This window comes from Sphingobium sp. AntQ-1 (assembly GCF_028538045.1).
In the GTDB taxonomy this organism is placed as follows: domain Bacteria; phylum Pseudomonadota; class Alphaproteobacteria; order Sphingomonadales; family Sphingomonadaceae; genus Sphingobium; species Sphingobium cupriresistens.
On sequence record NZ_CP117158.1, the window covers coordinates 1,821,447 to 1,837,605 of the forward strand.

The 16,159-nt window shown below is 63.0% G+C and carries 18 protein-coding genes and 2 pseudogenes; 10 read left to right on the forward strand and 10 right to left on the reverse strand.

Annotated features, from left to right (window positions below; all coding sequences use genetic code 11):
• Nucleotides 1-38: 38 nt before the first annotated feature.
• From sphantq_RS09110 to sphantq_RS09125, 4 genes are all read right to left on the reverse strand, one after another.
• Entirely contained in the window at nucleotides 39-464 is a 426-nt protein-coding gene (locus sphantq_RS09110) for an RrF2 family transcriptional regulator (protein WP_066606744.1), read from the reverse strand.
• 103 nt (nucleotides 465-567) lie between these two features.
• Complete coding sequence (locus tag sphantq_RS09115) at nucleotides 568-1,608, reverse strand: glycerophosphodiester phosphodiesterase (protein WP_129925581.1); 1,041 nt, start codon at nucleotides 1,606-1,608, stop codon at nucleotides 568-570.
• Nucleotides 1,605-1,961, reverse strand: coding sequence for an ArsC family reductase (locus tag sphantq_RS09120; protein ID WP_224546372.1), 357 nt, complete (start codon nucleotides 1,959-1,961; stop codon nucleotides 1,605-1,607). Before sphantq_RS09120 ends, sphantq_RS09115 begins: the two co-directional genes overlap by 4 nt.
• 15 nt (nucleotides 1,962-1,976) lie before the next feature.
• Nucleotides 1,977-2,357 carry a RidA family protein gene (locus tag sphantq_RS09125; protein WP_066606754.1) on the reverse strand — a complete coding sequence of 127 codons (381 nt, stop codon included), beginning with the start codon at nucleotides 2,355-2,357 and terminating at the stop codon, nucleotides 1,977-1,979.
• Between the two features lie 155 nt (nucleotides 2,358-2,512).
• On the opposite strand from sphantq_RS09125, the gene sphantq_RS09130 reads away from it, so the two are divergent.
• Together sphantq_RS09130 and sphantq_RS09135 are read left to right on the forward strand one after the other, a co-directional pair.
• Nucleotides 2,513-2,809: a hypothetical protein gene (locus sphantq_RS09130; RefSeq protein WP_272800133.1), complete on the forward strand. Its 297-nt coding sequence runs from the start codon at nucleotides 2,513-2,515 to the stop codon at nucleotides 2,807-2,809.
• Between the two features lie 176 nt (nucleotides 2,810-2,985).
• Nucleotides 2,986-3,507 (forward strand): thermonuclease family protein, encoded by a 522-nt coding sequence (locus sphantq_RS09135; protein WP_272800134.1) that lies wholly within the window; start codon nucleotides 2,986-2,988, stop codon nucleotides 3,505-3,507.
• A gap of 7 nt (nucleotides 3,508-3,514) precedes the next feature.
• Here sphantq_RS09135 and sphantq_RS09140 read toward each other — a convergent pair whose 3' ends face one another.
• The 6 genes from sphantq_RS09140 to sphantq_RS09165 all read right to left on the reverse strand — a co-directional run bounded on the left by sphantq_RS09140 (nucleotide 3,515) and on the right by sphantq_RS09165 (nucleotide 8,605).
• Nucleotides 3,515-4,081, reverse strand: a complete 567-nt coding sequence (locus sphantq_RS09140) for a glycine zipper 2TM domain-containing protein (RefSeq protein ID WP_082679175.1) — start codon at nucleotides 4,079-4,081, stop codon at nucleotides 3,515-3,517.
• Between the two features lie 342 nt (nucleotides 4,082-4,423).
• Nucleotides 4,424-4,615, reverse strand: coding sequence for a hypothetical protein (locus sphantq_RS09145; protein ID WP_066606761.1), 192 nt, complete (start codon nucleotides 4,613-4,615; stop codon nucleotides 4,424-4,426).
• Nucleotides 4,616-4,650: 35 nt separating this feature from the next.
• Nucleotides 4,651-4,917: a hypothetical protein gene (locus sphantq_RS09150; protein ID WP_066606763.1), complete on the reverse strand. Its 267-nt coding sequence runs from the start codon at nucleotides 4,915-4,917 to the stop codon at nucleotides 4,651-4,653.
• A 137-nt stretch (nucleotides 4,918-5,054) separates the two neighbouring features.
• The gene (locus tag sphantq_RS09155) at nucleotides 5,055-6,107 is read right to left on the reverse strand and encodes a ribonucleotide-diphosphate reductase subunit beta (protein WP_066606765.1); all 1,053 of its coding nucleotides are present in this window, start codon (nucleotides 6,105-6,107) and stop codon (nucleotides 5,055-5,057) included.
• A 64-nt stretch (nucleotides 6,108-6,171) separates the two neighbouring features.
• Nucleotides 6,172-6,690, reverse strand: a complete 519-nt coding sequence (locus sphantq_RS09160; protein WP_272800135.1) for an endonuclease domain-containing protein — start codon at nucleotides 6,688-6,690, stop codon at nucleotides 6,172-6,174.
• Nucleotides 6,665-8,605, reverse strand: a complete 1,941-nt coding sequence (locus sphantq_RS09165; protein ID WP_408021512.1) for a ribonucleoside-diphosphate reductase subunit alpha — start codon at nucleotides 8,603-8,605, stop codon at nucleotides 6,665-6,667. Before sphantq_RS09165 ends, sphantq_RS09160 begins: the two co-directional genes overlap by 26 nt.
• A 500-nt stretch (nucleotides 8,606-9,105) precedes the next feature.
• Between sphantq_RS09165 and sphantq_RS09170 the strand changes: the two are divergent.
• The 8 genes and pseudogenes from sphantq_RS09170 to sphantq_RS09205 all read left to right on the forward strand — a co-directional run.
• Nucleotides 9,106-9,330: pseudogene (locus sphantq_RS09170) on the forward strand (glutathione S-transferase N-terminal domain-containing protein); the annotation flags it as partial.
• Between the two features lie 131 nt (nucleotides 9,331-9,461).
• Nucleotides 9,462-10,493, forward strand: a complete 1,032-nt coding sequence (locus sphantq_RS09175; RefSeq protein ID WP_272798661.1) for an IS110 family transposase — start codon at nucleotides 9,462-9,464, stop codon at nucleotides 10,491-10,493.
• Nucleotides 10,494-10,779: 286 nt separating this feature from the next.
• Nucleotides 10,780-11,196, forward strand: a pseudogene (locus sphantq_RS09180) (glutathione S-transferase family protein); the annotation flags it as partial.
• A 112-nt stretch (nucleotides 11,197-11,308) separates the two neighbouring features.
• Nucleotides 11,309-11,989, forward strand: a complete 681-nt coding sequence (locus sphantq_RS09185; RefSeq protein WP_129925577.1) for an acyltransferase — start codon at nucleotides 11,309-11,311, stop codon at nucleotides 11,987-11,989.
• Nucleotides 11,990-12,123: 134 nt separating this feature from the next.
• Nucleotides 12,124-13,644, forward strand: a complete 1,521-nt coding sequence (locus sphantq_RS09190) for a fumarate hydratase (protein ID WP_272800136.1) — start codon at nucleotides 12,124-12,126, stop codon at nucleotides 13,642-13,644.
• A gap of 140 nt (nucleotides 13,645-13,784) precedes the next feature.
• Nucleotides 13,785-14,021 (forward strand): hypothetical protein, encoded by a 237-nt coding sequence (locus sphantq_RS09195; protein WP_129925575.1) that lies wholly within the window; start codon nucleotides 13,785-13,787, stop codon nucleotides 14,019-14,021.
• A 57-nt stretch (nucleotides 14,022-14,078) separates the two neighbouring features.
• On the forward strand, nucleotides 14,079-15,131 hold the full coding sequence (locus tag sphantq_RS09200) for a DUF3667 domain-containing protein (RefSeq protein WP_272800137.1): 1,053 nt from the start codon (nucleotides 14,079-14,081) through the stop codon (nucleotides 15,129-15,131).
• 30 nt (nucleotides 15,132-15,161) lie between these two features.
• Nucleotides 15,162-16,079 (forward strand): EamA family transporter, encoded by a 918-nt coding sequence (locus sphantq_RS09205; protein ID WP_272800138.1) that lies wholly within the window; start codon nucleotides 15,162-15,164, stop codon nucleotides 16,077-16,079.
• Nucleotides 16,080-16,159 lie beyond the last annotated feature (80 nt).

The window sequence follows — 16,159 nt, forward strand, 5'->3', positions numbered from 1 at the left end:
GGGAATGATGTGGCGAAGGTGACGCGCTAGCGCAAGGCTCAGGCCTCATCCATCGTCGCGAACGGTTCGGCCAGGCTGATGCTGTCCAGCACCTTGGCCGTCTCGTCGCGCACGCGCAGCATCACACGGTGCAGGCGACATTCCGATTCGGGCAGGCAGTTGGTGCAGCTTTCATGCGCAAAGCGGCTGGCGCAGGGCGTCAGCGCGAGCGAGCCGCGGGTCAGCCGGACGATGTCGCCATAGCTGACATCCACCGGCGCCAGCGCCAGCCAATAGCCCCCGTCCCGCCCCCGCTGGGTCGCGACCAGTCCTTCCCGCGACAGTTCCGATAGGATCACGGTCAGGAATTTGGACGGGATATTCTGGCGCGTCGCAATGTCGTTGAGGGGCACTGGACCCTGGCGGTAGCGATCGGCGAGATGCTGAAGCGCACGGATGGCGTAACGGGTCTTCTGGGACAACATGCGGCTGTTATTCGCCCGCCCACCCGCTTTGGCAAGTCAAGCGTGGCGAGAGAGAAAGAAGTTTTCGGTGTGGCAGCCGGCAGAGTGAAGAACGAATGACTGATTAGCGCACCGACTCCAGCGCAGCCTTCACCTGCCCCGGAAAATCGCTGAAGACGCCATCGACGCCGGTGGCCGCAATGGCGCGGACCCAGGAGGCGAAGTCGCCACGGCCCTGCGGGTCGTCGGCACGCTGATATTGGGCGGGCAGGAAGATGTTTTCCATCCGCAGCGTCCAGACATGCACCTGCAGGCCCGCATCATGGGCGCGGCCAACCAGCGCGGTGGGGCCTTCGGGCGCGATGATGAGCGCCGCCGACGGACCAACGCCATCGGCATAGGTGGCGATGTCGGTGAGGCCCTGGACCGTCAGCATGTCGGCATAGGTCGTGCCGGGCAGGTCGGCCGGGCCGCCTTCCGCATCGACCAACTGGATCAGGCGCAGGCGCGAGGCGGCGCGCAGCGCTTTCAAATTGCCGACCTCGAACGACTGGATGAAGACGGGGTCGGCCTCGATTTGATAGCCGTAGCGGCCCAGCAGGTCGAGCAAGGCGGCCTGATGCGGCAGGCCGATGCCCGCAAAATAGCTGGGATGCTTGGTTTCGGGATAGAGGCCGATGCGACGGCCGGCCTCGGCCTCCTTCGCGCGGACCAGCTTCAATATCTCTTCGAAGGTCGCGATCGGATAGAGATCGTCAAAGCGCCTGTTCGCGGGACGCACATCGGGCAGCCGTTCGCGGGCGCGCAGGGTGCGCAGTTCGGCCAGGGTGAAGTCCTCGGTGAACCAGCCTGTCATGGCGACGCCGTCGATCGTCTTGCTTGTCTTGCGATCGGCGAATTCGGGATGATCCGCGACATCGGTCGTGCCGCCAATTTCATTTTCATGCCGGGCGACCAGGACGCCGTCCTTGGTCAACACCAGGTCGGGTTCGATAAAGTCGGCCCCCTGGTCGATCGCGCGCTCATAGGCGGCGAGCGTATGTTCGGGCCGTTCGCCGCTGGCGCCACGATGGGCGATCAGGATCGGTTCGGCCTGAACCGCAGAGAGGGGAATGAGGCTCATCAACAGATACAGTCCGATGCGCGCCAGCCCCCGCCCGATCATGCCTTCACGCCCTGCAGTGCATTTTCATAGGTCGTCGCCTTGAACCCGACGAGGGTTTCGCGGCCGGTGTCGAGGATCGGGCGCTTGATCATCGATGGATTGGTGATCATCAGCAGGATCGCCTTGTCCGCGTCGATATGCGCCTTGTCGCCCGCATCCAGCGCCTTGAAGGTGGTGCCGGACCGGTTGAGGATGGTTTCCCAGCCATGTTCCATCACCCACTCTTCCAGCTTCGCCTTGTCGACGCCCGCGACCTTATAATCGTGGAAGCTGTAGCTGACCCGTTCATTGTCCAGCCAGTTGCGGGCCTTCTTGATCGTGTCGCAATTTTTGATGCCATACATGGTAATCATGATGCGGTGCTCCTGTTACCCTTTGAAGGCGGTGACTTCGATTTCGATCTTCATGTCCGGCTTGACGAGACCGGCGATGACGCAGCTGGCCGCAGGGCGGATGTCGCCGAACACGGAGCCGGCAATCTCGCCCATCACGTCCCAATAGGCCGCGTCGGTGATATAATAGGTCACGCGCACCACATCGGCAAAAGCAAAGCCGGCCTCGTCCAGCGCCTTGCCGATCACCTTGAGCGCGTTCCTGCCCTGCGCCACCACATCGTCCGGCATGGCCTTGGTTTCGGGATCGGCGCCGGTGGTGCCGGCGACGAAGCACCAGTCGCCCTGGACGACGGCGCGCGAATAGCCGACCTGCGCCTCGAAGGGCGAGCCGGAGGAAATGAGCTGGCGGGGCATGGGAGATTCCTGCTGCAGTGCGAAAGGATCAGAGCGGCCTTTGCCTCCTTGACGAAAGACTGTCCAGTCATTTCCGGGCCAGTCATTTCCCCGGAACGGCGGGCGCGCAAGGCCGTTGGGGAGGGATCGGGCATCAGGCCCCAAGGAGACATGCGATGGACCGCCCTACCCCCGACCGCGAACTGGAAGACAATAAGGAACAGGCCGAAGCCGGCACCCAGGCGCAGGATGTCGCGGACGATGCGCAGGCGCGCTCCACCGACCTTGCCGAAGAAAGCGAGCATGGCGGGCGTACCAACCCGGCGCAGATCATCCCCGACGACACGCCCGACCTGGTCGACAAGATGACCGAGATGGACCGGTCCGGCCGGATCGACATGGACGCCTATGCCGGCGAGCCGCAAATGGATGACGAAGAGGAAGAGATGGGGCCGACCGAGGAGGACGAATAGCGCCGGGCGCCCGCGACGGCGTTCATCCTTTAAACGCCGTTTCGGATGATCCCGAACGGGATGGCAGCTCGCCGGGCCATGGCGTTGACCGGCGTCAAATCGGATCGCCGCCGGATCGGTGAAAAGCTGGATCGGCTTTAACGCCCTGTTTGCCGGACGCTCGATAGAGCGGGGGCATGGCGAGACAGAAATATGCGCGCGGCCGGCAGGTCCGATCGGGATTTAGCGGGCCGGCGCTCCTCTATATGCTGTGCCTGGGCTTGCTGCTTGGCTGGTACGGGCCGGACTGGATCGCGCGGATCGACCTGCCTCCGATCGCTGCGCCGGCGCCGGAGGTTGCGGCCGACGGCCTGCGGGCCGATTTCAGCTTCTGCCATAGCGGCGGCGGGACCAATTGCGTTGTCGATGGCGACACATTCTGGTTCCGCGGCGAGAAATATCGCATCGCCGACATCGACACGCCCGAAACCCATGGTCCGCGCTGCCTGGCGGAGGGCGAATTGGGCGCGCGCGCGACGCGGCGGTTGCAGACGCTGATGAATGATGGCGCCTTTTCGCTGGAAAGCGGCGATCGCGACAGCGACCGCTATGGTCGCGCCCTGCGGATCGTGACGCGCGGGGGCCAGTCGATCGGCGACCAACTGGTCGCCGAAGGACTGGCCCGACGCTGGGATGGCAGTCGCCACCCCTGGTGCTAGTGCCGACTTAGCGGCAGTTGACGCCGCCGCGGTCGATTTCACGGCCCAGCAGTGCGCCGGCGCCGCCGCCGATCAGGATGCCCGCGACGTTGGACTGGCCGCGGTCGATCTGGCTGCCGAGCAGGCCGCCCAGCGCCGCGCCGACGATCAGGCCGGTGGTGCCGTCCGACCGGCGGCAATAATAGCGGTCGTCATAGCCGCGGTAGATGCGAGTGCGGCGATCGACCCGGATTGGGGCGTAGCCGGTGCGATAATAGCGGTCGGGCCGATAGGAACGACCATAGCGCGGATCGGGACGGTTCCAGTCATAGCTGTAGACCGGGCGGCCGGGACGGCGATAGTCGGCGCGACGATTGTCCGCGCGGCGATCCTGGCGCCAATCGCGGCGGTCGGCCCGACGATCCTGGCGGAAATCACGGCGGTCGGCGCGGCGATCCTGCTTGAAGTCGCGGCGATCCTCGCGCTTTTCCTGGCGAAATTCACGACGATCTTCGCGCCGCTCCTGGCGATGTTCGCGATTATTATGGCCGGGCTGGGCGAAGGCCGGGGTGGCGGCGATGCCGGTCAGCGCCATCGCGCCAAGCGACAGGGCGGCGATGGCCTTGTGCAACGAAAATCTCACGGGTGGGACTCCTTCCCTCTGGGTATCGTGGCGGTAGAACCCGTGAGATTAGGGGATGTTGCATGAACGGAACAAAACGCATCGTTCAGTCCGGAGACAGGGACGAAAAGCGGCGACGCGGGCATCCGGAACTTCATGCCTGTCGATCATGGCAAGTTTTTTGCAGGACGATTTCCCCCTCGCGCGGCGGGATGCGGCCTGACGATGCGAAGGAACGGGCAGAGCATAGCGTAGCGGCGGCATGTAGGACAGCGCGGACGGGATCGGCCGGATGCGCCCAGAGCGCCAACGGCGTCAGAGCGCGTTGGCGAGGGCGGCGCGCTGGTCGTTGGTGAGGCCGTCGGCGGCAGCGTTGTCGTCCTGCGCGCCGGGACTGTCGTCGCCGGAGCCGACGAACTGGATGGCGGTCAGGATCACCAGCAGCGCCCAGAGCAGCGCGAACCAGCGGCTGGTGAAGAGCGAGCGGAGGCGGACGCCGAAGAACATGGCGCGCAGGATAAGCGAGCGGGGTTAAGGAAGCTTCACCCCGGCGACGCGGTCCTTTGCGGGATCGGGGCCGGATCGGGGGCGGCAAAGGTGATCGGGCTGGTCAGCACGACCCGGTCGAGCCGCGTGGCGCTCATGCAGCGATGACACCAGCACTGGTCGAAGACGACCTCCAGCACCCATTGCTGCGCCGCCATGTCCCACGCCGCCCAGGCATCGCGCGTGACATGGTCGCTGCCGCAGACATTGCAGATATAGCTGTGGCGGCGGGACGTGTGAGGGGGCGGGGCTGGCTCGGTCATGGGGCGAGCATAAAGCGGATTTCGCCATTTTGGCGGAAGATGGGTCCGTTATGGACGCAAAGCGCCGGTCCCGCCGTCGGAGGCATATTGGAAGCGTAAAGGTGGCGCCATCGCATCGGCGCCACCTTGGATCATTGTCACTCCGCCGCGATGCCCGCCGCCTTGAACATGTCCGGGTCGCTTTCGTCGGTGTTGGCCGCGTCGCTGCCCTTGACCTTCTGGCGGCGGTCGAAGGCGTCCCAGACGTCATTCCACTGGCCGCGCGTCGCGCCCTTCGAATATTCGGTCGCGCGGGTTTCGAAGAAGTTCGCGTGCTCGACGCCGTTCAACAGCGGGGCGAGCCAGGGCAGCGGATGCTCGTCGATCATGTAGATGGGCTTGAGGCCCAGCTGGCCCAGGCGCCAGTCGGCGATGTAGCGGACATATTTCTTGATGTCCTTGGGCGTCATGCCGGGCACCGGCCCCATTTCGAAGACCAGATCGACGAAGGCGTCCTCGATCCGCACCGTCTTCTGGCACATGTCCATGATATCGTCCTTGACCGCCGGGGTCAGGCAGTTGCGTTCCGCGCAGAAGGCGTGGAACAGCTTGATGATGCCTTCGCAATGGAGCGTTTCGTCGCGGATCGACCAGGTGACGATCTGCCCCATGCCCTTCATCTTGTTGAAGCGCGGGAAGTTCATCAGCATCGCGAAGGAGGCGAAGAGCTGCAGCCCTTCGGTAAAGCCGCCGAACATGGCGAGCGTGCGGGCGATATCCTCGTCCGTGTCGACGCCGAACTGCTGCAGATAGTCGTGTTTGTCCTTCATCTCCTTATACTGCATGAAAGCGCTATATTCGCTTTCGGGCATCCCGATCGTGTCGAGCAGATGCGAGTAAGCGGCGATGTGGACGGTTTCCATGTTGCTGAACGCGGTCAGCATCATCTTGACCTCGGTCGGCTTGAACACGCGGCCATATTTTTCGTGGTAGCAATCCTGCACCTCCACGTCGGCCTGGGTGAAGAAGCGGAAAATCTGCGTCAGCAGGTTGCGCTCATGGTCGGACAGCTTCTGCGCCCAGTCGCGGCAATCCTCACCCAAGGGCACTTCTTCGGGCAGCCAGTGCAGCTGTTGCTGGCGCTTCCAATATTCATAGGCCCAGGGATATTCGAAGGGCTTGTACACCTTGGAGGCTTGAAGAAGGGGCATGGTCGGTTACTCCGCGAAATCTGTTCATTCCCTCTCCCATCGGGAGAGGGAGGGACCCGCGCCGTCAGGCGTGGGAGGGTGAAGGTGTTTGATCGCCCGGCCATTTGCCCTCACACTCTCGGCGCTTCGCGCCTCCTTCCCTCTCCCGCAGAGAAAGGGAAATCCGGGTCAGGACTCCGTCCAGATTATCCATCACGTCATGGTTCCAAAAACGCAGAACCTTATAGCCTTGCGTTTCGAAATAGCGGGTGCGCACGTCATCCTGTTCGATGCTTTCCACATGGGTAGCACCGTCTGCTTCCACGATCAGCTTCGCCGAAAAGCAGAGGAAGTCCGCAACATAGAGGCCATGGGGGACCTGACGACGCCATTTGTAGCCAGCCAGTTTTTCTCGCAGTGCGCGCCATAACAGCTTTTCAGCGTCGGTGGCGTTGCGACGGAGAGCGCGGGCCTTGCTGACAGACCCGGAGGACAGATTGCGATAATTGCGCACCAACCTCACCCTTCCGCCGCTTCGCGGCTCCCTCCCTCTCCTGAAAGGAGAGGGAATCATGGCATCACTGACAGGCCAGACATTCGTCATAGTCGGTGGTCTCGCCGATTTCGAACTTGGGTGCGTCGATCGTATTGTCAGCCTCCACGCCGCCGGCGAAGCCCGCGCGCTGAACCGATTTCGACCGCAGATAGTAGAGCGACTTGATGCCCAGTTCCCAGGCGCGGAAGTGGAGCATGAGCAGATCCCATTTTTCCACATCAGCCGGGATGAACAGGTTCAGCGACTGCGCCTGGTCGATATAGGGCGTGCGGTCGGCGGCCAGTTCGAGCAGCCAGCGCTGGTCGATTTCGAAGCTGGTCTTGAACGTGTCCTTTTCTTCCTGGCTCAGGAAGTCGAGATGCTGGACCGAGCCGCCCTTTTCCAGGATCGAGTTCCACACCGCACTGCTGTCCTTCGCCTTGGCGACCAGCAGCTTTTCGAGATAGGGATTCTTGATCGAGAAGCTGCCCGACAGCGTCTTGTGGGTGTAGATGTTCGCCGGGATCGGTTCGATACAGGCCGACGTGCCGCCGCAGATGATGGAAATCGATGCGGTCGGCGCGATCGCCATCTTGCAGGAAAAGCGTTCCATCACGCCCTGATCGGCGGCGTCGGGGCACGGACCGCGCTCCTGCGCCAGCATCATCGACGCTTCGTTCACCTGGGCGTTGATATGTTTGAAGATGCGCAGGTTCCACGACTTGGCCATCGCGCCTTCGAAGGGAAGCCCACGCGCCTGGAGGAAGCTGTGGAAGCCCATGACGCCCAGGCCGACCGAGCGTTCGCGCATCGCGCTATATTTGGCGCGCGCCATTTCGGGCGGGGCGCGGTCGATATAATCCTGCAACACATTGTCGAGGAAGCGCATGATATCCTCGGCAAAGGTCGGATGATCCTTCCATTCGTCCCAGGTTTCCAGGTTCATCGACGACAGGCAGCAGACCGCCGTGCGATCATTGCCCAGATGGTCGCGGCCGGTGGGCAGCGTGATTTCCGAGCAGAGGTTGGAGGTCGATACTTTGAGGCCCAGATCGCGATGATGTTTGGGCATCATGCGGTTCACCGTGTCGTTGAACACGATATAGGGCTCGCCGGTGGCCAGCCGTACTTCGACCAGCTTCTGGAACAGGGCGCGGGCGTTGACCGTGCCGCGGATCGACTGATCCTTGGGGCTGCGCAGATGGAAGTCCGCGCCGTCGCGCACCGCTTCCATAAACTCGTCGGTCAGCAGGACGCCATGGTGGAGGTTGAGCGCCTTACGGTTGAAATCGCCCGACGTCTTGCGGATTTCCAGGAACTCCTCGATCTCCGGATGGGAGACGTCGAGATAGCAGGCGGCCGAACCACGGCGCAGCGACCCCTGGCTGATCGCCAGGGTCAGCGAATCCATCACCCGGACGAAGGGGATGATGCCGCTGGTCTTGCCGTTGAGGCCGACCGGTTCGCCGATGCCGCGGACATTGCCCCAATAGGTGCCGATACCGCCGCCGCGCGAGGCGAGCCAGACATTCTCGTTCCAGGTGTTGACGATACCTTCCAGGCTGTCGTCCACGCTGTTGAGATAGCAGCTGATCGGCAGGCCGCGGCCAGTGCCGCCGTTCGACAGGACCGGCGTCGCGGGCATGAACCAGAGGCGCGAAATATAGTCATAGACGCGCTGGGCGTGGGCGGCGTCGTCCGAATAGGCGGCCGCCACGCGAGCGAAGAGATCCTGATAGGATTCGCCGGGCAACAGATAGCGGTCGTTCAGCGTATCCTTGCCGAACTCCGTCAGCAGCGCGTCGCGCGACGAATCGGTTACGACGGGGAAGCGCCGCGCCTGCACGGTCGAGGAGGTCAGCACCTCCGGCTCGGCCCGCGCTTCCACCGGCGCCGCTGAGGCCTGCGCCTTCATATCGTCCAAAAGATCGTCCATCACAGTCGCCACGTCGCCAGCACCTTGTCCACTATCTCGAAAATCCATGCGAGCCCCCGATGTTCCTGTTCCGTTCGATTCGGTCAAGCGGGTCGCGACAAGCCGCGCATCCTAGCATGAACCGTACCGCGCCGGGGACGGAAAAGGCCCAACCGAGCGATTGCAGGGGCAGGAATCCCCCCGCGCTGGAAATTTCACCAGCGACGCAATCACAATCTGTTGGGTGACCCCCGTTAACCCGATACCACAGATAGTGCCATAGCCCGTTGCAGGCGCAAGAGGGTAAATGACAATTGAAAGACTCGGCACATCGCCAACGGAAGCCATTTCGCTGTCAGGCGCGCAGGCGACGCATGGACTTGCCTTGCCCCCAAAAAAGGCAAGGGGGATATGCAGGCCGAAAAATAAATTTCGCTTGTCAGCCAAATTCAGACCGAGGTCTAAACGGTTGTGACGATCGATCGTCAGCGCCGCCCGCCATGGACGGGGCGCGCCATGCCCGGCTGCTGCCAAATGTGCAGATATTGCTGTTATACGGAGAACGCCCGATGATTCTCTATTATCACCCCCTCTCCTCCTATTGCTGGAAAGTTCTGATCGCGTTCTACGAAAATGGCGCTCCCTTTGCCGCGCGGACTCTGGAGGAAGCGGACGTCGCGCAGGAATGGATGACGCTGTGGCCGATCGGCAAATTTCCGCTGCTGCGTGATCCGGCGCGCGACGCCACAATCGGTGAAGCGAGCATCATTATCGAATATCTCGCCCAGCACGAACATGACGTAATCGCGGGAGCGCCGGCCACGGGCCATGTGCACGAGATTAGTGGAAGGTTGGTTGCCCCCCGATAAGATGAAGAACGGGCTCACGATTTTGGACCGGGCCCAGCATCAAATGGAGGACAACCGTGGATCAGCATATAGGACTCGACGTCTCCTTAAAAGATACTTCGATATCGGTTCGTCAGGATGGCAAGCGCGTTTGGCGTGGCAAGTGTGCATCCGACCCAAAGTTGCTCGCAGAAATTATTCGCAAGCGCGCGCCGAATGCAAAGCGTGTGGTATTTGAGACCGGACCGTTGTCAGTCTGGTTCTACCATGCGCTCATAGCGGAAGGCTTGCCAGCGATCTGCATAGACGCGCGCCATGCCAAGGCTGCTCTGGATATGGCTGCCAACAAGACCGATGCGAACGACGCTGACGGTCTGGCGCACTTGGCTGAGGTCGGTTTTTATCGGGAGGTTCGCGTCAAAGGCTTCGACAGCATGTTGATGAGGACGCTGATTGCCGCCCGCCGCCAACTTATGAAGATGCGAGTGCAGATGTCGAACCAGATACGCGGGCTGATGAAGACGTTCGGGCTGGTCGTACCCAAAGGCGCCGGCAGCGTCTTTGAGCGCAACGTTCTGACGCTTCTGGAAGCCGAAGACGATTTGTCGCGCATCATTCTACCGCTCCTTAAAGCTTGGGGCGATATTCGGCTTCGCGTTGCGGAGTTGACCAAGCAGCTGGTCGCGATGGCGGGCACGGATCAACGCTGCCGCCTGCTCACTTCAGTGCCTGGTGTGGGAACGGTCACCGCCACGGCCTTTGCAGCAGCCGTAGAGGATCCGATCAACTTCAAGAACTCGCGCGCTGTAGGCGCCTGGGTCGGTCTAACCCCGAAGCGATATCAGTCGGGAGAGGTTGACTATGAAGGCCACATCTCGCGTCGCGGCGACGCAAAGTTACGCACCTTGTTGTACGAGGCGGCTTCGGTCATTTTGAACAGGTCGACGGAGACGAACACCTTGCGCACCTGGGCTCTGGCGCTGAAGGAACGGCTCGGTTTCAAACGAGCCGCCGTCGCCCTCGCGCGCAAACTGGCAGTCATCATGCATGCGATGTTGAAGTCGGGCGAGCTGTTTGATCCCAATGCTGGAGCCGCCGTGCCTACTTGATCTACATCGGCACACCTTCACCAGCACATCTAACGTTTCACTGATAGCGTCCTTTGAGGACGCGCCGAGCCGTCCCTGCCGGGACGCGGCTGAGATCATTCCGCGAAGCGGGAAGCAACTGCCCTCGTGAGCAGATTGCGTCACGAACATAGGAAGATCTTGCCTACGGAACACATCCTGCGGCGATCAACTTGCGTCGACCGCGTAGACGACCCTGTACCCGGCATACGCATGGCTTCAGTTATAAACGATTTGATTTGGCTGGCTTGACAAAGGGGCGATTAGACGACCCGGCACCTTCCGCCCCATCCCTGCCGATCCCGACGCGGCGCTGGAGGTGCGGCTGATGGACCGATTGTTCGACAATTATGTCATGGCGCCGATGCAGGCGATCGTGGCCGACCGGTTGCGGCCGCAGGAGCAGCGCGATTCGCTGGGCGTGGCGCAGGCCCGCGACCTGCTGGCCAAGGCCTATGCGATGTTGGAGGCGCGGATGGCCGGGCGGCGCTGGGCGGTGGGCGAAGCCTTCACCCTGGCCGATTGCGCCGCCGCCCCGGCGATCTTTTATGCCGACCAGATCGTGCCGCTGGGTACGGATTTTCCGGTGCTCGCCGCCTATCTGGCGCGGCTGGAGGCGCGACCCAGCTTTGCCCGCGTGCTGGAAGAGAAAGAGCCATGGTGGCGCCTCTTCCCCTTCGCATGAGCAGAGAAAGGGCGGGGATGGACGAGGTGCCCGAATCGCGACTACAGCGTCGCCCACAAGGGCGGCCGCACAGACGGACGGTCCAAACCGTTAACGCAGAGACTATTCGCCCATGCCCGTCCAGATCCGCAATGCGCCAGACAATGATGTCCGCATTCCCGAAGATTTCCTTGCCAACCAAGGCGGCGTCGTCACCTTCACGGGCAAGGGCGGGTCGATCGAGATCGGCGCGGACTGCTACGCCGCGCAGATCAACCTGACGATAGGCGACGGCTGCGCCGTTCGCATCGGCAATGGTTGCCGGCTGGGGGCGATCACCATCCACACTGTCCGCGACTCCACCGTGTCGATCGGCGACCTGACCGGCTTCACCTGGACCTGCAACATGCAGTGCCATGAGTCCTTCGACATCAGCATCGGCAACGGGTCCCTGTTCGCGGGCGGCACATGGATCACGGTCAGCGACATGCATTCGGTGGTTGACGTCGCCAGCGGGCGGCGCATCAATCCGGGTGGAAACGTCCAAATAGGCGATCGGGTCTGGGTGGGGGATGGCGCCGCGATCCTGAAGGGATGCAGCATCGGCGCGGGCAGCGTCATCGCCGCGCGTGCGTTGGTGAGCAAGTCCGTGCCGGCGCAATGCGTGGCGGCCGGGGTGCCCGCACGCGTCGTGCGCACCGGCACGAGCTGGGATTTCCGGCTGCTGCCGGTAGAGGTCGAAACGGAAGAGGTCGATCCTGCGCCGCGTCGGGCCGGATGGTTCCGGCGACTGCTGGATGCGGCGCGCGGCTGATCGGGTCGCGCGGTAGTGGAATCTCCGGCATCCTCCAGATTCGGCGCCTTCTGGACTTGAACGGCCAAATGCCTATAGCCGCGCCTGCATGGACCCGCTGTGCAGAGGCGGGCCGCAGATAAGGACCAGGGTAGATGACGCTCATCAAAACCGCCGACCTGATCGAGAGCGTGGCCGACGCGCTCCAGTTCATCAGCTATTATCATCCGATGGATTATATCCGCGCGCTGGGCAAAGCCTATGACGCCGAAGCCAATCCGGCGGCCAAGGACGCCATCGCCCAGATCCTGACCAACAGCCGCATGTGCGCGGAAGGGCATCGCCCGATCTGCCAGGACACCGGCATCGTCAACGTCTTTATCAAATGGGGCATGGACTGCCGGCTGGACGATAACAGCCGTTCGATGCAGGAGATCGTCGATGACGGCGTGCGCAAGGCCTATCTGAACCCGGAAAACCGCCTGCGCGCGTCGATCCTGCGCGATCCCGCCTTTGCGCGGCAGAACACCAAGGACAACACGCCCTGCGTGCTGAACGTCGAAATGGTGCCGGGCAACAAGGTCGTCATCGACGTTGCGGCCAAGGGCGGCGGGTCGGAGAATAAGACCAAGTTCAAGATGATGAACCCCAGCGATTCGATCGTCGATTGGGTGCTGGAGATGATCCCGCAGATGGGCGCAGGCTGGTGCCCGCCCGGCATGTTGGGCATCGGCATCGGCGGCACCGCGGAAAAGGCGGTGGCGCTGGCCAAGGAAAGCCTGATGGAGCCCATCGACATGGGCGAATTGAAGCTCCGCGGGCCGCAGAACAAGATCGAAGAGATGCGGATCGAGATTTTCGACAAGGTCAATGCTCTGGGCATCGGCGCGCAGGGTCTGGGCGGGCTTTCCACCATCCTCGACGTCAAAATCCATGACTATCCCTGCCATGCGGCGGGCAAGCCCGTGGCGATGATCCCCAATTGCGCCGCGACGCGCCACGCGCATTTCACGCTCGACGGGTCCGGCCCGGCTTATCTGGAAGCGCCCAAGATTTCCGAATGGCCCGACGTGAACTGGGCACCGAGCAAGGAAGCGATCAGCGTCGATCTGAACGCCCTGACGCCGGAAATCGTGCAAAGCTGGAAGCATGGCGACCGGCTGTTGCTCAACGGCAAGATGCTGACCGGGCGCGACGCCGCGCACAAGCGGATCAAGGACATGCTGGCCAAGGGCGAGAGCCTGCCGGTCGATTTCAAGGGCCGCGTGATCTATTATGTCGGCCCGGTCGATCCGGTCGGCGACGAAGTGGTCGGCCCGGCCGGTCCCACCACCGCGACCCGCATGGACAGCTTCATGGACATGATGCTGGAACAGGGCCTGCTCAGTTGCGTCGGCAAGGCCGAGCGCGGCGTGGCGGCGACCGCGGCGATCGCCAAGCATAAAAGCGCCTATCTGATGGCGGTCGGCGGCGCGGCCTATCTGGTCGCGCGCGCGATCAAGGGCGCCAGGGTCGTGGGCTTTGAGGATCTGGGCATGGAGGCGATCTACGAGTTCGACGTGCGGGACATGCCGGTGACAGTGGCGGTCGACAGCGAAGGACAGAATGTCCATCACCTTGCCCCGCTGGTCTGGCAGGAGAAGATCAAGCGCGAGAAACTGCTCGAAGGCGCGTGACCCTCATCAACCCTCCCCGTCGCCAGATGGGGAGGGTTTGAAGAATCACGCTAACCCCGATCAAGTCCCCTGCCGACACCGGAACTCGCCCCCTCATCCCGCATTGTCACCGGCAGCCTCATACCGCCGGAGCAGCGCCCATGTCCTTTACCCAACTCGATCCGCCCCTGCCCGTCCATGTCGAGGGCAAGGGAAAAGGCTATGCCCTGGCCGTCATCGATTATGGGCAGGAACATAATCTGATCTGGGTGACCGGCCTGACCGATTCGGGCGAAATCTGGTGCGCGCCCAATCCGCTGGTGCGGATGGAGGCGAACTGGACCATGGGACGAACGGGTTTCCCGCACGCGCTGCCGCCCGGCGCGAAGCCGAGTTGATACCAGCCGATCAAGCCGTCTGGCATCCGTCATACACCGCTGATAGTCTCCCGATCCATGACGGGGGAAATCGAAGCGGCGGGTGACGCGATCACTGGGGGGATGCTGGCGCGCGCGGTCGAGCCGGGCCATGGCGAAGCGCATGACGCCGGCCATGGCGGGTGCCTCAATTGCGGGGCGGCGATCAACGGCAATTATTGCGCGCAATGCGGTCAGGCGGCGCATCTGCATCGCAGCTTCGGCGCGATCGGCCATGATCTGGCCCATGGCGTGCTGCATTTCGAGGGCAAGATATGGACCACCCTGCCTGAACTGGCGCTGCGGCCGGGTCATCTGACGCGGCGCTATATTCACGGCGAGCGTGCGAAATTCGTGTCGCCCTTCGCCCTGTTCCTGTTTTCCGCTTTCCTGATGTACGCGATCTTCTCGCTCACCAGCCATGGCCCGGAAGCCGGGAAAATGGTGCAGATGGACAAGGGCGAGATCGCCGAACTGAAGCAGGAAGAGGCCAAGGCCGACGCGCAGATCGCCAAGATCGAGGCCAAGCTGGCGGCGCCTGGCCTGTCGGCGTCACGCAAGGCGGCGCTGACCGAAAATCTGGTTGAAGCGCGCGAGGAGCGGCAGGGCCTGACCATGGCGAGCGGCCTGACCGACGCTCTGAGGGGCGAAGGCGTAAATGGCGGCGTGGCGCAGACCGTCGGCACGGCCATCAGCGCCGCGGCCAAGAATCCCGAATTCGCTTATTACAAGCTCAAGGCCAACGCCTATAAATTTTCCTGGGCGCTGATCCTGATTTCACTGCCCTTCATCTGGCTGCTCTTCCCCTTCAACCGCCGCTACAAAATGTACGATCATGCGATCTATATCACCTATTCGATCGCCTTCATGTCGCTGCTCTTTTCGCTGTCGATGGTCCTGACGACGGTCCATGCGACCAGCGGGCTGGTGACGCTGGCGCTGCTGCTCTTCGCCATCTGGCATATGTATCGCCAGTTCAAGGACGCCTATGCGCTCTCGCGGATGGGGGCGCTCTGGCGGCTGCCTCTGCTTTACGGCTTTGCCTGCGTGTCGCTGTCGCTCTTCTTCACCTTCCTCGTGATGATGGGGTGACGGGCTGTGTCCACCCTGTATAGGGCGGGCATGATCACATCCCCGATCTGGTTGCCCGCAACGCTGATCGCCGGGGCCGTGCAGGCTTGGCGCACAGCGATCCAGCGGCGCGTCAGCCACAGCCTGTCGATCAATGCGGCGGGGCTGGTCCGCTATCTCTACGGCATCCCTTTCACCTTGTTGCTGCTCGGCGGCTATGCCCTGCTCGTCCCCGCATCGCTGCCCGCTATAGCGCCGACATTCCTGCTCTTCTGCGTCGGCGGCGGGCTGGCGCAGATCGTCGCCACCAATTTGCTGATCGCCGCGTTCAAGCATCGCAATTTCGTGGTCGGCACCGCTTATTCCAAGACGGAGGCGGTTCAGGGGGCCATCCTGTCTTTCCTGCTGCTGGGCGAACGGCTGCATCCACTGGCCTGGGCCGGGATCGGCTGCGGCGTGACCGGCGTGATGCTGCTGTCCGCCGGGGGCAAGCGCATGGGGCCGGGCGATTTCCTGCGCGCGCTGGGGCAACCGGCAGCGAAGGCGGGCATGGCGTCGGGATTTTTCTTCGCGCTGACCGCGATCGGCATCCGCCGGGCGACGCAGGCGGTGGGCGGGGACGACCGCATTCTCGCCGCGCTGCTGGTGCTGGTCGCCACGGTGCTGGTCCAGACGCTGATGCAGGGCGCCTGGCTGATGGCGCGCGAGCCGGGCGAGATGCGGCGGGTGCTTGCAAGCTGGCGGGTGTCGGGACAGGTCGGATTGCTGTCCGCGCTGGGCAGCGCCTGCTGGTTCGCGGGCTTCGCCACCGCGCCGGTGGCGCTGGTGCGGATCGTGGGTCAGGTCGAGGTCGCCTTCACTATGGCGTTCGGCCATTTCTACCTGAAGGAGCGGATGCGGGGAAGCGAGGCGGCCGGGCTGCTGCTGGTCGTCGTCGGCGTGGCGCTGGCGTTGATGGGCGCGCTCTGAACGGCGCGCCGCATCGCTAAGCTTTCCTTTACCATGGACTGTTAGCCCTGTTTATGTGGGAAAAGAAGCGCACTCCGAGA